We start from the raw sequence: 15484 nt of genomic DNA, 5'->3' as shown, positions 1-15484 counted from the left end.
CTGGATAAATCCAGAGGTGCATAAACACGGTACCACTCTAGTTGTCAGATAATATAATATCTAACCACTCTTTCCTTTAACGCAGGTTACGTTCCATTATACTTCTCTTTCCAATGGACTCTCACAGGTGCGTTTCACATCTTTCCACTTAGTAGCCTTCCACTCTGTACTACCTCGCTTGAAGCGTTCAAGAAATTACTTTTCCTGCTCAACGATTTTTAATATGCGTTAATCATACATGGATAGCTTTCTTTTGTCAATATATTTTTTTATTTTTTCCAAATATAACAAGTTTTTTTATGAAAATGCAAATTATATAATAATTTTTCTTTTAAACAATCCTTGAGAATCTTGCGTTTCCATCTCACAACACTCTTGATCATAATAATAACATTGGAAACTTGATAAAGATACCAATCGATCAATATTTTTTCTTGATGGTCGGTAATTAGGAGATAATGACCAAGCTGCACGATAATGTTTCATTGCTAGGGCTAAATCTCCTTGTTTTTCTGCTAAAATGCCTAGTAAATTCTGTGGTTGAGGTGCATGTGGATAATTCACTAATGCCTGAACAACTAATTCCTGACATTCAGAACGATCCTTTTCAATAAGACTTTTAACCTTTTCTCCTAATTTTTCTAAAACTATATATTCATTTCTATTTTGTTTCATATAACTCACTCCTTATCTTCACTATTATTATAAGAAATATATTGTGAAGTGAGTGTGAGAAAACAAAAGCTTGTGTGAGAATGCTGTGAGAATTTAATCACTCTTTTCAATCTTCACCATACGATAGCCTATCCCTACATGTGTCTGAATATAACTCACACCACTTTTTTCTGGTTCAATCTTTTTACGCAAATTAGCCATAAAAACACGTAACGAAGCGACATCACTATCAAAAGCACTTCCCCATATTTCTCGTGTTAAATAAGTATGCGTTAAAATTTTTCCGATATTTTTTGATAACAAATTTAATATCTTATATTCAATAGGTGTTAAATGAATTTCTTCTCCCTTAAGAGTCACACAACTTGAAGCATAATCAATTTTTAAATCTCCATTTTCAAATATATGGTTGTTTTTTGCATCACTATTCCATATATATTCTGTTCTTCTTAATGCGACACGCAATCGAGCCAATAATTCTTCTACCGAGAATGGTTTTGTCAAATAATCATCTGCTCCAGCATCAAGAGCTGCCACTTTGTCACTTTCTTCTCCTCTGGCACTAAGAATAATGATTGGAATTTGTGATTTTTCACGAATTTTTTGAATCACTTCCATTCCATCTATATCAGGTAATCCCAAATCTAGAAGGATAACATCAGGATGTTCAGAGGCAAACTCTAGAAGAGCTGATTCTCCACTATCAGATAATATATATTTATAATTTCTTGTCTGTAATGTAATAGCAATCAAATTACGAACGGCTTTATCATCTTCCACAACTAATATTTTTGGACTATTCATGTATTTCTACCTCCTGTGCCGGTAAAGATATCTGAAAAACTGTTCCATGAGGCGAATTATCATAAACTTTAATTTCCCCATGATGTGCCTGTATAATGGACTGACAAAGAGATAATCCCAATCCTAAACTTCTGCGACTATCTGCGACTTGACGATTGGCAGTATAAAACATATCAAAAATATGTTCCTTATCTTTATCATTAATGCCATTTCCTTCATCAGCAATATCAATATAGATGTTTTTATCTTTAAGATAACTCTGTATAGTTATTGTTGTATGATCAGGTGTATATTTGATAGCATTATCTAAGATATTCATAATGACTTGAACAATCAGTCTAGCATCTATTTTAGCAAGTAATATATTTTCATCTTGAATAACTTGAATATGATGTTGTATTCTGCGTGTATTGATATGTTTAAGTGCTTCATTAATCACATCTTCTATTAATTCTACTTTTAGATTCAAATTCATTGATCCATTTTCTATACGAGTTACAGACAATAAATTTTCTACAAGATTAATAAGCCATAAAGAATCATCATAAATATCGCTGTATAACTGCTTTTTTTTATCTTCATCTAAGATTGTACCCGTACTTAATAAAATTCCTGCATTACCAGAGATAGAAGTCAAAGGAGTTCTCAAATCATGAGATATAGAACGTAAAAGATTAGCTCTGAGTTGTTCATTTTTGGCTTTTAAATCTGCGGTTGCTTTTTCCTTAATAACACTTTCATTTTCTAAAGAAAGAGCTAATTCTCCTAAGATAGAAAGCATAATATTATTTTCATATGAATCTAAGGGTTTGTCATCTATATATATACCGATAATACCATAAATTTTGTCTCCAATACGTACTGCTAAATAAAGGCATAATGCATTGGATAATGTTTTCGTTGTCGCTCCAGCATGTTTATTATTTTTGAGAACCCATTTTGCAACAGCTTCTTCATTTTGAAATATGGATGTATCCTTTGGCGATTGGCAAAAAATAAGTGGTTTTTCTAAATTATTCTTTGAAACAGGATAGAAAATAATATCCCTTTGTAATAATTTCATAAGTGAATGACATGTTACAGAAATAATTCCTTCTTTATTTTTTTCCTTCTGTAGTTTCTGATTTGTTTCTAATAATATTTTCATACGATAAGCATTTTGTGCTGAATCTTTTGCACTTGTTTGTAACTTATTTGTCATACTGCTTGTAATAAAAGCAACAATAAACATGATTATAAATGTCACGATATACCTTGAATCATAAGCTCTCAATGTTAATCTTGGACTTGTAAAAAGAAAATTAAAAATCAAGACACTAATGAATGAAGATGCTAAACTATAAATTCTTCTTGTCGTAATCAATGCAGTCATTAAAACACCTAAAATATAAATCAGTATAATATTAGATTCTTTAAAATCAAGATAGTAAAAGATTCCACCAATCAATGTGGACAAAATCAACATACCTGCTGTTCGCATGAAATCTTGACGATTAAGTGTTAATTGTGGTCTTACTAACTTAAAAATAGACCTTTCATCAATATAAGGTATAACATATATTTCTAGTTGTGGTGCTAATCGAACTAATTGCTCAGATAATGAAGAACGTTGAAAAAAATGCGTTGGACTTTGACCTAGCACAATTTTGGTAACCCCAGAGATTCTAGCATATTCAGCTATTTCAAATACAACCTTATTATCATTAAGCACTTCAATTTGTGCTTGTAAGTCTTTTGCTAGAGATATATTTTCTTGTAGATACTGATATTCTTTTTTAGAAAGCTTTTTATCCAATGGTGCAATATATAAAGCTGTTAATCTTGCTTGATATGTACTTGCAAGTTTTGCTGCTGTTCTTATGACTTTCGCATTTGAAGGTGATGGTGACAAGCAGACTAAGATATGCTCAGAATTTATAAAATGAGATTTAGAAGGTAAGGAAGTTAACTTTTTTATTCTTTGTGCACAACATTTGATTGCTAACTCTCTTAATGCTTTTAAAGTTTCTACTGAATAATGATGCTCATATTGTGGCTCATTATCAATAAACTTAACTTGATGTGCTTGTTCAAAAAGATAATCAGGTATTGTTTCACTTGAATGCTCTCCTGTTATCTTATTAATATCATCTTGTAAGCTCACTATATCTTGTACATTGGCAGTTGTATAAACATCAATTCCTGCTTCAAGTATTTCAAGAATATCTTGATAACGTTTTAAATGCCTAGAGCCATTTCTATTTGTATGAGCCATATGATCAATCAATACTATATGTGGATGTCTCGCTAAAATAGCATCTATATCTACCTCTGGTGAAGATAGCATTAACTGACGATTGGGAACACATTCCAACCCCTTTAAAATCGTCTCTAACCCTTCTACATTTTCTATATACCCCACAACCACATCATTAGACATATCCGTCAATTCCTTAGCTTCTTGTAACATTGCATATGTTTTTCCAGTATGCATTGCATAGCCAAAAAATATTTTTAAACGCCCTTGATGTTTTTTTTCTTCATTCATGAATATTATTCACCACTCTTTTTTTGTCTAACCATACGATAACCAATACCTATATGCGTTTGAATATATTTTTGATCATCCGCATACTGTTTATCAATCTTTTTTCTTAATGTTGTCATATAAACACGTAATGAGGACAAATCTGATTCCAATGCATTTTTCCATATTTTATCTAAAATAAACTGATAAGTTAAGACTTTACCAACATTTTTTGCTAAAAGGCAAAGCAAATTATATTCTATTGGCATTAAATGTATTTCTTTTCCTTTTAAAGATACTGTCGCTGATAAATAATTAATTTTTAAATCACCATTTTCAAAAACCGTTTCTTCTTGAGTCGTCATATTTTGTAAATATTCAGCTCTACGTAAAGTTGAACGAACTCTTGCTAAAAGTTCATCAATATTAAATGGTTTTGTTAAATAATCATCTGCTCCTGCATCCAATGCAGCTATCTTATCTTCATTACTACTTCTTGCACTTAAAACAATGATGGGAATAACCGAAAACGTACGAACTGTTTTGATAATATCTATACCATCTTGATCAGGTAATCCTAAATCTAATAAAATAATATCGTAATGATGTGATGTCATAGCCAATAAAGCACTCTCACCATTAATCATAGCATCAAATTGATATCCATGTGTCTGCAAAGTTGTAGACACAAGATTTCTAACTGAATGATCATCTTCTACAACCAATATATTCGCCTGCATATTTTCTTCCTTTTCCCCTTTAAATATATTTATATTTTACTATATAGCTATTACGAAAAAAAGTCTTTTCTATATAAACAAGACCAAAAAACTCCACTTGGATAAAGTGGAGTTTTTCATTAAATCATATCTATTTCTTGTGCAACCATTAAGTTTAATTTTAAAACATTGACAGTTTCTTCTCCAAAAATACCTAAGAATTTTCCTGAAGTATTTTCTTCAATCATTTTTTCTAATTGTTCTTGAGATAAACCTGTATTTTTAGCAACTCTATCCATTTGTACTTTAGCAGCTTCTACTGAAATATGTGGATCTAATCCTGATCCTGATGCAGTAATAATGTCAGAAGGAATATCTTCTTTGCTTACTGTAGGATTTTCTTCTAAGAATTTTTCAATATCTTCATCTAATCTTTCTTTCAAAGCAGGATTACTTGGTGCATAGTTGTTACTTCCAGATGATAAACCTGCATATTCTCCACTATCTTTTTGTTCTTGTGTATAAGTATTGTAGTTGTAAGCTGAAGGTCTGCAATGGAACAATCTTTCATCAGTAAAATCTTGTCCAACAATTTCAGAACCCACTGCTTTTCCATCTACTTCAACAAGACTTCCATTTGATTGACTTGGAAATACAACTTGTGAAACTCCTGTTAATACCATGGGATAAATAAATCCACATATCACAAACATTGCTATTGCAAATAGAAACGCCAATCTAAAGTGTCTTAAAAACTTTTTCATAGTTTACCTCCTATAATCCTAATAAAACTAATAATGGTGCAATAATCATATCAATAATCTTAATTCCTAAAAATGGACAAATCACTCCACCTAATCCATAGATTAGCATATTTCTTCCAAGCATTTTAGATGCACTCATAGGTTTATACTTAACACCTTTCATTGCTAGTGGAATCAAACATGGAATAATCACTGCGTTAAAAATCAATGCAGATAAAATAGCACTTTCAGATGTTTGTAATCCCATGATGTTAAGAACACTTAATTGTGGTATAACAGCTTGGAACATGGCTGGTATAATTGCAAAGTATTTTGCAATATCATTAGCAATTGAGAAAGTCGTTAATGATCCTCGAGTAATTAACAACTGTTTACCAATTTCTACAACTTCCAAGATCTTTGTAGGGTCAGAATCTAAATCAACCATGTTTGCAGCTTCTTTGGCAGCAGATGTCCCACTATTCATAGCAATACCAACATTAGCTTGGGCAAGTGCTGGTGCGTCATTTGTTCCATCACCAGTCATGGCTACAATCTTTCCTTCAGATTGTTCTTTTTTAATTGCTTCAATTTTATCTTCTGGTTTACATTCCGCAATATAACCATCAACACCTGCTTCAGCAGCAATAGTCGCAGCAGTTAATGGATTATCTCCAGTACACATAATAGTTTTAATACCAATTTTACGCAAACGTTCAAAACGTTCTACTAAACCAGGTTTTACAGTATCTTTTAAATAAATAACACCTAAAATTCTATAATCTGCACATACAACCAAAGGTGTTCCACCAAGTTTTGAAACTTCATCTACTTTTAATGTTAAATCATCTGGTACCTTACCACCATTTTCTTTAACATATTGAATCATAGCGTCACCGGCACCTTTACGAACAACATGTCCATCAGTCGTATTCACACCACTCATTTTACTAGCAGCAGTAAATTCAATAAATTCAGCATTTTCATAATTTTTTCTTTGTAATTGACAACCGAATTTTTCTGCCAATTCAACAGTAGATTTTCCTTCAGGTGTGTCATCACCTATAGATGCAATCCAAGCGTATTCAGTGAGTTCTTCTTTTTTAATACCTGATACAGGGATAAAATCACTAGCCAAACGATTTCCAAAAGTAATAGTTCCTGTTTTATCAAGAATCATTGTATCAACATCACCACATGCTTCAACCGCTTTTCCTGACATAGCAATAACATTAAAACGTGTTACTCTATCCATTCCCGCAATTCCAATAGCACTTAATAAAGCTCCTATTGTTGTAGGAATCAAACATACAGTTAATGCGATTAATGTTGAAATTGGTATTTGTACTTCTGAATAATTAGCCATTGGATAAATTGTTACAATAACGATTAAGAAAATAATTGTTAATGAAACTAATAATGTGTTTAGAGCTATTTCATTAGGTGTTTTTTGACGTGAAGCCCCTTCAACTAAAGCAATCATTTTATCCAAGAATGAATGCCCTGGTTCAGAAGTAATTTCCACTTTAATCCAGTCTGAAACAACCGTTGTTCCTCCAGTGACTGAAGCAAAATCTCCCCCACTTTCCTTAGTGACTGGTGCCGATTCACCTGTAATCGCAGATTCATCAATACTCGCAATTCCTTCGATGATTTCACCATCATTTGGAATTAATTCTCCAGCTTTTACGAGAACAACATCACCTTTTTGTAATTCACTAGCTGAAATCATTTCTTCTGATCCATCCTCGTGGATAAGACGAGCTTTTGTATCTTTCTTTGTTTTCTTTAATGTTTCAGCCTGTGCTTTTCCTCGTCCTTCTGCAACAGATTCAGCAAAGTTAGCAAACAATAAAGTAATAAACAAAATAATCGCAACAATCGCATTATATAAACTTAAATTATCTCCCTTATCATTAAATAAATGTGGGAAAAAGACAAGAATAGTACAAATGACAAATCCAACTTCAACAACAAACATAACTGGATTTTTCATCATATACATAGGATTTAATTTTACAAAAGCCCCTTTGATAGAAGAACCAAGAATATCTTTTGTAATAAATTTTGTTTTTTCTTGACGACTCATATATTAAACTAAACCCCTTTCTATAGACCTAAGGTCAATCCCTCTGAAATTGGTCCAAGAGCTAAAGCTGGTAAGAATGTTAATGCTGCAAAAATATAAACAACAAAAACTAAGATAATAGCGAAAGTCCAAGTATTTGTTTTTAATGTACCAATTGACTCGTTCACATCAATTTTATTGAATAAACTTCCAGCAATAGCTAATTGAATAATAATTGATAGATAACGTCCTAAAAACATAACTAAACCACAAGTAACATTCCAAAATACTGTATTATCCGCTAATCCTTCAAATCCAGAACCATTGTTAGCTGCAGATGATGTAAATTCATACAATACCTGTGTTAATCCATGAAAACCAGGATTTGTAATTCCATCTAATCCTGCTTGAACTGAAACAGCTAAAGCACTAAATCCTAATATTAATAAAGGATGAATAATAATACATAGTGCTGCTAATTTCATTTCTTTTCCTTCTATTTTTTTACCTAGATACTCTGGTGTACGTCCAATCATTAAACCACAAATAAATACACCAATAATTGCATAAATCAGCATATTCATAAGACCTACACCAACACCACCAAAGACAACATTTAACATCATATGCAATAATGGAACTAATCCACCTAATGGTGTTAATGTATCATGCATATTGTTAACTGTTCCTGTTGTAAATGATGTCGTTACAGTTGTAAAGAGCGAAGACTGGGCAACTCCAAATCTTACTTCTTTACCTTCCATATTTCCAATTGTTTGAGTAATTCCAGCTGATGCAACTGCACTATTTCCTTGACTTTCACTAAAGAAACATAGTGCTAAACCAATAACAAACAAAATTGACATTGCCGCAAAAATTGTACGTCCTTCTTTACCTAACCAAACTTTAGAACTTGGTTTATCAAATTCTTTTGAAGCTGTTGTATCCAATTTTTTAGCTTTTCTTTCTTGATATTTATCATAAACCATATGACCAAATGTGAATACACAAGCTGCTGGTAAGAACATCATTGAATATAATTCAGCAATATTTGATAAAACTGTTGGATTTTCAAGTGGTGTTGATGAGTTTGCCCCTAAGAAACCTCCACCATTTGTTCCTAAGTGTTTAATTGATTCCAGTGCCGCTATTGGTCCAGAAGCAATATCTTGCAATTTTCCTTCAATTGTTGTTAGTGTTATATTTGGACTCAAATTTTGAGGTACTCCTTGAGATACAAGGAACAATCCAACAATGAAAGCCATAGGAATCAAGAAACGTGTTGTAATTCGTGTCACATCACAATAGAAGTTACCCATTCGTTTACCTAAGATTCCTCGAACCATTGCAACACATGCAGCATATCCAGTTGCTGCAGATGTAAACATCATCATAATGATGACAAACATTTGTGATAAATAAGATAAACCTGATTCACCAGAATAATGTTGTAAATTTGTGTTTGTCATAAACGAAATAATTGTATTGTAAGATAATGATGCTTCCATCCCTTCAATACCATTAGGATTGAATATACCTATTGATTGAATTCTTAAAATAAGATAACCAACAAAAACTAAACATGCATTAAATAACAATAAAGATAATGCATACTTTTTCCACCCCATATTTGATGTATCAATTTTTAATATCTTATATATTCCATTATCAATACGATCAAAAAGTGGATCTGCAAATGTCTTCTTGTGAGTTGTTATATGATAAACATACTTTCCAATAGGAAAAATAATCACCATGAAGACAAGTAATGTACATACTATTTGTAACATAAACTCTCCTCCAAATTAAAATTTCTCAGGATTGATCAACGCATAAACCAAATAACTTGCTAATGCTACAATCACAATCGCTAATAACCACATATTCTTCCCTCCGTTACTTTTTATTGATCTGTTTATCATTCCAATCTACAAAAAGTTTCATAAGCAGAAAACCTATAGCTAATACAGCACCCATAATTATGTCCATCATCATAGCGTTTCCCCCTTTTGTCTTTTTTAGACGTATATATCTTAGCATAGATAAAATAAAGAAAGTGTTAAAACACCAAGCCCCCATATTAAAATCATATTAAAATTTTTATTAAAACTTTTTTATTTATAAAATTTATGTACAATAAAAAAATAAGGAAGTGGTAGATATGGAAACAATAAAAAAAGGACGTCTAAAAATATTTTTCGGTTATTGTGCTGGTGTCGGTAAAACATTTGCGATGCTTGAAGCTGCTCATCAAAAATCTGTACAAGGTGTTGATGTTGTTATAGGGTATATAGAGCCGCATGATCGTAAAGAGACTACCGATCTTATTTATGGTCTAGAACAGATTCCTAAAAAGAAAATTATTTATCGCGATCGTCTTTTCTATGAATTTGATTTAGATGGTGCTTTAAAAAGACATCCTCAACTTATTCTAGTCGATGAATTAGCTCATACCAATGTTCATGGTTCAAGACATCAAAAACGTTATAGTGATATTGAAGAATTATTAAGAGCGGGTATTGATGTTTATACAACAGTGAATGTACAACATTTAGAAAGTCTACATGATATTGTTGAAAGTATTACAAGAATCAAGGTTAATGAAAGAATACCTGATCATGTTTTTGATGATGCTGATGATGTCAAATTAGTAGATATTGAAATTGATGATTTAATTGAGAGATTAAAAGAAGGGAAAATCTATCATAAACAACAAGCCAAAAGAGCTTTGGAACATTTCTTTATTAGAGATAATCTGACAGCTTTAAGAGAGATTACATTAAGACGTTGTGCTGATCGTGTTAATATCGTAACAGCCAAACAAAATCAACCTTTTGCTAAAGAGCATATTCTTGTTTGCATTGGAAGTTCTCCAACTAATCAAAAAGTTATTCGTACAGCTTCACGTATGGCTCAGGCTTTTCATGCAGATTTTACAGCTTTATATGTTGAAACTTCAAAAAGTAATAATCTCTCTAAGAAAGCCTTAGCTCAACTTCAGTCGAATTTAAATTTAGCCAAACATCTCAAAGCAGATATTGTTTCTACATATGGGGATGATGTTGCATTTCAAATAGGTCAATATGCCAAAACAAGTGGTGTCTCTAAATTAGTGTTAGGTCGCTCTTATCAAAAACCAACTTTAATCAAAAGAAGTACCATTGTCGATCAATTAACGATGAATGCTCCAAACCTAGAAATTTATATTATTCCAGATCATCGTTCAACGGCACAAAAGAAATCTGTAGATTTATCAAAATTTATCAAATTTTCATTAAAAGAAACAATTTTAGCTCTATCTATTTTTCTTATTACTACATTACTAGGTTTTATTTTCTATGAAATACATGTCAATACAACAAATATTATTTTACTCTATGTTTTAGCTTCATGTTTCATTGGTATTGTCACATATTATCCAATATACAATCTCATCTCAACCTTTTTAAGCATTATTGCTATTAACTACTTCTTCATAGATCCAAGATTTACCTTTAATATGTCCTCATCTGATTATCCATTCATTTTTATTGTCATGTTCATTGTATCAATATCCATTAGTACAATGGCTCACAAATTAAAGAAAGAAAACCTTTTAGCCTCTATTCATGCACATAGTATGGATATTCTGTTAGAAACAAGTCAAAATTTACAAACGAGCAATTCTTATCAAGATATTATGAATATTACATGTTTTCAACTATATAAAATGTTAAATCGTATAATTATTTTTTATCCCGTTAAGAACAACACACTCCAAAAACCTATGATTTATGGTCCACATATCACTTCAGATATTAAAAGAGAATACATTAATCATAAAGAGTTAGCTGTAGCCCAGTGGGTTCTTGTCAACAATAAAAATGCCGGTGTTTCAACCAGCACTCTTCCCGCTGCTAAAGGATTATATCTTGCTGTTAGAAAAAAGGACAATATTTTTGCAGTGATTGGTATTGCTATGGAACAAGGTGAGGATTTAGCACCTTATGAAAAAGCTTTATTGAAAGCTATTTTAAATGAAATCGCTTTAGCTATTGATGCAATTTATAAACAAGAATCTCATAATGAAATGATTTTAAAACAACAATTAAATGAATCTTTGGAACATGAAGATATGTAACATCATAACCATATTCTTAAATATTCTTCTCAAGATAATTCTATTATAAAATCATTAAGCCAATAGACACTATAAAAACGTCAATAACAATCTTTTATGATATTTACTGACGTTTTTATAATACCTTCATTGTTTTATTGTAAATAATCATTATAAACTTAGCCAAATATACTTTCATTTATACATACAGTTATTCATCAACCATTCTATATCCAACACCTATTTCTGTAAGTATATATTGTGGTGTTGCAGGATTTTTTTCAATTTTTCTTCTTAATCCTGCCATAAGAGCTCTCAGTGCCTGTGTATCATGTCCATACCCTTTTCCATATATTTCTTCAATAATCATATCTGTTGTTAAAACTTTTCCTGCATTCTTAAAAAATAAAACAAGTAATTGATATTCTAATGGTGTTACATGAATAGGTTGATCATTTAAATAGACTTGCCTTTTATCTAAGTCAATAGATAAATCCTTGACTTTATAATATGTTTGAATTTGAACTTGATTATAACGATAAAAATGTCTAAAAGCCACTTTAATCCTTGCCACTAATTCCGTGGCTGAAAAGGGTTTGGTTAAATAATCATCTGCCCCTAATTCTAATGCATCTGCTTTGTCTTTGTCTTTATCTCTGGCAGAAACAACAATAATAGGAATTTCTGAGAATTCTCGTAATCTTTGAATAATATCTACCCCATCCATATCTGGCAATCCCAAATCAAGTAATATTAAGTCTATATTTTCGTAAAAAATCTTTCGTAACGCATCTTGTCCGTTGCTGGCAGTAATGTATTGATAATTGTTATTTTCTAAACAATAACAAATAAATTTTCTAATTTGTACATCATCTTCAACAACTAATATTGTTTGATTCATATTCATCCTCCATTGGTAATGTTATTATAAATTGTGCTCCTTGATGATTCAGACACTCTTTGGCTTCAATAGTTCCTTGATGTGCCTCTATAATAGCTTTACATATTGTTAAACCAAGTCCTACTCCCTTAAAGGAATCAGAATAAGACTGATGTTGTGTATAGAACATTCCAAAAAGTTTTTGAGGATCCTCACCAAGAAAACCATCCCCGTAGTCCTCTACAACAAGATAACATTGATGATCTTGTTTGTAAGCATTAATGACTATTTTTTCATTATTTGAAGTATGTTTAAAGGCATTATCCAGTAAATTAATAATGACTTGCTGAATCAGTTGTGCATCCATTGGAACCATCATGACTTCGTCAGGAACATGAACCTCAATCTGCCTCTCAGACATATTTTTTTGCACATGGGAAATAGCACTTCCTATAACTTCTTCTATCGCTTCATATTCTTTATGAATCACAAGTTTTCCTTCTTGTACTTTAGTTAAACTCAAAATATTTTGTACCATAAGATACAACCAATCAGCCTCTTGATAAATATCCTGTGCTAAATGATATGAGGAACTTGTTGGTTGGTTGATTCCCATAATCATTTCTGACGTTCCCATAATACCAGATAACGGTGTTCTTAAATCATGAGAAATGGAGCGTAAAAGATTGCTGCGATAATGTTCTTTAATACTTGCTTCATTTAATTTTAACTGTTCCTCTATTGAATAAATACGATCTAAGGCTAATGAAATATTATCTATCATAAGATAAAAGATATGTTTTTGGGTTTCATCCATATGTTGAAAATTATCATCTTTAAAAAAGAGAATTCCCAATAATCGTGAAACACCATATAAAGGAAAGAAAATATACATATCTTTGATAATATATTTTTGATTTTCATTACGAAAACAGTCAATAATATCTTGATGTTTATGTTCATTATGATAATCTAAAAAGATGAAATCTATTGGATAATGAAAATATTGATTTAATATATGATAGACTTCATCATAAAGTCTCTGTTTGTCTGTAATCTTTGAAAGATGATTTGTCAATTCATAAAGCATTTTCATATTTTGAGCATTTTTATATGCCTGATTCTGGGAAAGTTGGATACGTGAGGTTAATGTACTGACAATAATAGAGGTCAATGTCATAGATATAAAAGTTATAAAATATCTGGAATCATAAAATAATAATGTATAATAAGGTGCTGTAAAGAAATAATTAAATAAAAATGTTGCAATAATAGAACTAATTATTCCATAGATATATCCTTTTGTTAATAAGGAGATGATCAGTATAGAAATAATATAAATTAAAACAATCGTTATTTCAGACCAGTCTAAATATTGAAAGAACAAGCCTACACAGGATGCTATAACTAATAATATAACTGTAATCAACAATGAGTGAATATAAGACTTGAATTTCATTTTCATTTTCACCTCTTGCTTTTATTAAATAACATATATCCATAGAAAGCAATCTTTTTATGATTATCTTTCCACGCAAAAAAGAATCACAATATTTTATAAGTGATTCTTTTTTTAGTAATAGATTGTTATGTATCATTTCATAATAATTGTAATAAATCTATTGGTTTATCAAAAATATAAGTATAATAATCAATTCCTATATCTGATGTACTCCCTCCTCCACTTCGCATATTCAAAATCAATGTGAGCATTCTTTGAAGCTAATTATATAAATGACTTCATCTGGCTGTAATTTTAATTTCTTTAAACATTCCAATAATGGTGCACGATTTGGTTTATGTTTATCTGTATCTTCTGCTAATACCTTTGCTTTCATATATTTATCTTCATCAATCATCGATCCAATATTTGATTCAATATCGTTGAAGTCAGACAAAAAATGTTACAATATTCAGATTTTTCCACTGATGAAATAAATGGAAAAATGTGATTTTCAAACATCAAGTTACTTTGGAAAAATATTTCATCAAAACACAGGTATGACTCCCTCACAATATAGATCAACTCGATAAATTCATTTTCAAGATAAAAGAAGCTGTTACAAAAACAGCTTCTATCATTTTTGATATGCTCATTTTTAATATAATAAAACGAGCACATATATAAAGATCCTATTCTTCTAATTCATATCCTATATCTGTTAAAGTCATCTGTAATTTTTTTCTTTTGTTGTATTGATTATAGTGAAGATAATGTGCATAAAGTATGTCAATCATAATCAATGCTGGTATTTGTGGCGATATCTTATCTGAAACTGCCAAATTCTTTAGACCACTCATCAAAATAAATTCATCATAATAATCACGATACTTATATCTATTATAAGCTGACAACATGACTGTTTTCGCTCCTTTTTCTTTGGCAGCTTTTAACCCATCAATCACTTCACTTGTTTGTCCACTTACACTAATACCAAAGACTAAAGAGTTTTCATCAATACGTGTGATATTCATACGAATAGAGTGAGCTTCAACAAGATAATCCACATCTAGTCCCAGTCGCATAAATCGGAGTTTAAATTCTCTCCCCACAACACCTGATGACCCTATTCCATAAACATAAATACGCTTATATTCATCGAGCATCTTGGCTACACGAACCATCTGATCATTATCAATTAATGAATATGTCTTTTCTAAGACTTTCTGATAAAAATTCAAAACCTGTTTTGTCAGTACATCTAAATCTTTTACAACTTGTTGTGAATCTTGATATACATATACAAATTGACGATAACCTTTGAATCCTATTTTTTTCGCAAAACGTGATAATGATGCCTCAGAAACATATAATCTTTGAGAAACAGCTTTCGATGATAAATTTTCATCATTAACTTGATTCATAAAATAGTCTGCTATTCTTTTTTCTAATGGTGTTAATTTAGAATAAGCCATTTCAATCAACGGCAAAACACTTTGATTATATGTACGCATAATAATACCCCTATGCCATTATAACACTTATTTTT

General features: G+C 30.9%; 14 protein-coding genes and 1 other annotated feature. Of the genes, 2 read left to right on the top strand and 12 right to left on the bottom strand.

All coding sequences use genetic code 11. From position 1 onward, the window contains the following. Window positions 1-9: 9 nt before the first annotated feature. Window positions 10-221, bottom strand: a binding site (T-box leader). Window positions 222-312: 91 nt separating this feature from the next. From B5E75_RS01770 to kdpF, 8 genes are all read right to left on the bottom strand, one after another. Then, complete coding sequence (locus B5E75_RS01770; RefSeq protein ID WP_087243685.1) at window positions 313-675, bottom strand: tetratricopeptide repeat protein; 363 nt, start codon at window positions 673-675, stop codon at window positions 313-315. Between the two features lie 93 nt (window positions 676-768). Then, on the bottom strand, window positions 769-1479 hold the full coding sequence (locus B5E75_RS01765; protein ID WP_087357078.1) for a response regulator transcription factor: 711 nt from the start codon (window positions 1477-1479) through the stop codon (window positions 769-771). Continuing rightward, on the bottom strand, window positions 1472-4006 hold the full coding sequence (locus B5E75_RS01760; protein ID WP_087357077.1) for a sensor histidine kinase: 2535 nt from the start codon (window positions 4004-4006) through the stop codon (window positions 1472-1474). The genes B5E75_RS01765 and B5E75_RS01760 overlap by 8 nt, the downstream gene beginning before the upstream one ends. A gap of 5 nt (window positions 4007-4011) precedes the next feature. Next, window positions 4012-4725, bottom strand: a complete 714-nt coding sequence (locus B5E75_RS01755; protein WP_087243682.1) for a response regulator transcription factor — start codon at window positions 4723-4725, stop codon at window positions 4012-4014. A gap of 119 nt (window positions 4726-4844) precedes the next feature. Continuing rightward, window positions 4845-5468: a potassium-transporting ATPase subunit KdpC gene (gene kdpC, locus B5E75_RS01750; protein ID WP_087243681.1), complete on the bottom strand. Its 624-nt coding sequence runs from the start codon at window positions 5466-5468 to the stop codon at window positions 4845-4847. A gap of 10 nt (window positions 5469-5478) precedes the next feature. Then, on the bottom strand, window positions 5479-7536 hold the full coding sequence (gene kdpB, locus B5E75_RS01745) for a potassium-transporting ATPase subunit KdpB (RefSeq protein WP_087357076.1): 2058 nt from the start codon (window positions 7534-7536) through the stop codon (window positions 5479-5481). Window positions 7537-7556: 20 nt separating this feature from the next. Next, window positions 7557-9305, bottom strand: coding sequence for a potassium-transporting ATPase subunit KdpA (locus B5E75_RS01740; RefSeq protein ID WP_087357075.1), 1749 nt, complete (start codon window positions 9303-9305; stop codon window positions 7557-7559). 15 nt (window positions 9306-9320) lie between these two features. Further along, window positions 9321-9398 (bottom strand): K(+)-transporting ATPase subunit F, encoded by a 78-nt coding sequence (gene kdpF / locus B5E75_RS15025; RefSeq protein WP_143746615.1) that lies wholly within the window; start codon window positions 9396-9398, stop codon window positions 9321-9323. A 278-nt stretch (window positions 9399-9676) separates the two neighbouring features. Between kdpF and B5E75_RS01730 the strand changes: the two genes are divergently transcribed. Next, window positions 9677-11635 carry a DUF4118 domain-containing protein gene (locus tag B5E75_RS01730; RefSeq protein WP_191492496.1) on the top strand — a complete coding sequence of 653 codons (1959 nt, stop codon included), beginning with the start codon at window positions 9677-9679 and terminating at the stop codon, window positions 11633-11635. Window positions 11636-11825: 190 nt separating this feature from the next. On the opposite strand, the gene B5E75_RS01725 is transcribed toward B5E75_RS01730, so the two are convergent. The 3 genes from B5E75_RS01725 to B5E75_RS14800 form a co-directional block, all read right to left on the bottom strand. After that, window positions 11826-12515, bottom strand: a complete 690-nt coding sequence (locus tag B5E75_RS01725; protein WP_087243677.1) for a response regulator — start codon at window positions 12513-12515, stop codon at window positions 11826-11828. After that, complete coding sequence (locus tag B5E75_RS01720) at window positions 12490-13953, bottom strand: sensor histidine kinase (RefSeq protein ID WP_158093989.1); 1464 nt, start codon at window positions 13951-13953, stop codon at window positions 12490-12492. The genes B5E75_RS01725 and B5E75_RS01720 overlap by 26 nt, the downstream gene beginning before the upstream one ends. A gap of 241 nt (window positions 13954-14194) precedes the next feature. Then, complete coding sequence (locus B5E75_RS14800; protein WP_241146601.1) at window positions 14195-14332, bottom strand: HAD hydrolase-like protein; 138 nt, start codon at window positions 14330-14332, stop codon at window positions 14195-14197. Window positions 14333-14432: 100 nt separating this feature from the next. Here B5E75_RS14800 and B5E75_RS15020 point away from each other — a divergent pair, with 100 nt between their 5' ends. Next, window positions 14433-14528 carry an AraC family transcriptional regulator gene (locus B5E75_RS15020; RefSeq protein ID WP_087243675.1) on the top strand — a complete coding sequence of 32 codons (96 nt, stop codon included), beginning with the start codon at window positions 14433-14435 and terminating at the stop codon, window positions 14526-14528. A 99-nt stretch (window positions 14529-14627) separates the two neighbouring features. Here the strand turns inward: B5E75_RS15020 and B5E75_RS01705 are convergent, their stop codons facing one another. Further along, on the bottom strand, window positions 14628-15449 hold the full coding sequence (locus B5E75_RS01705; RefSeq protein WP_087243674.1) for a MurR/RpiR family transcriptional regulator: 822 nt from the start codon (window positions 15447-15449) through the stop codon (window positions 14628-14630). Window positions 15450-15484 lie beyond the last annotated feature (35 nt).

The sequence above is a fragment of the Massiliimicrobium timonense genome (assembly GCF_002160865.1).
In the GTDB taxonomy this organism is placed as follows: domain Bacteria; phylum Bacillota_I; class Bacilli_A; order Erysipelotrichales; family Coprobacillaceae; genus Allocoprobacillus.
This window is presented reverse-complemented; position numbering and strand designations above follow the sequence as displayed.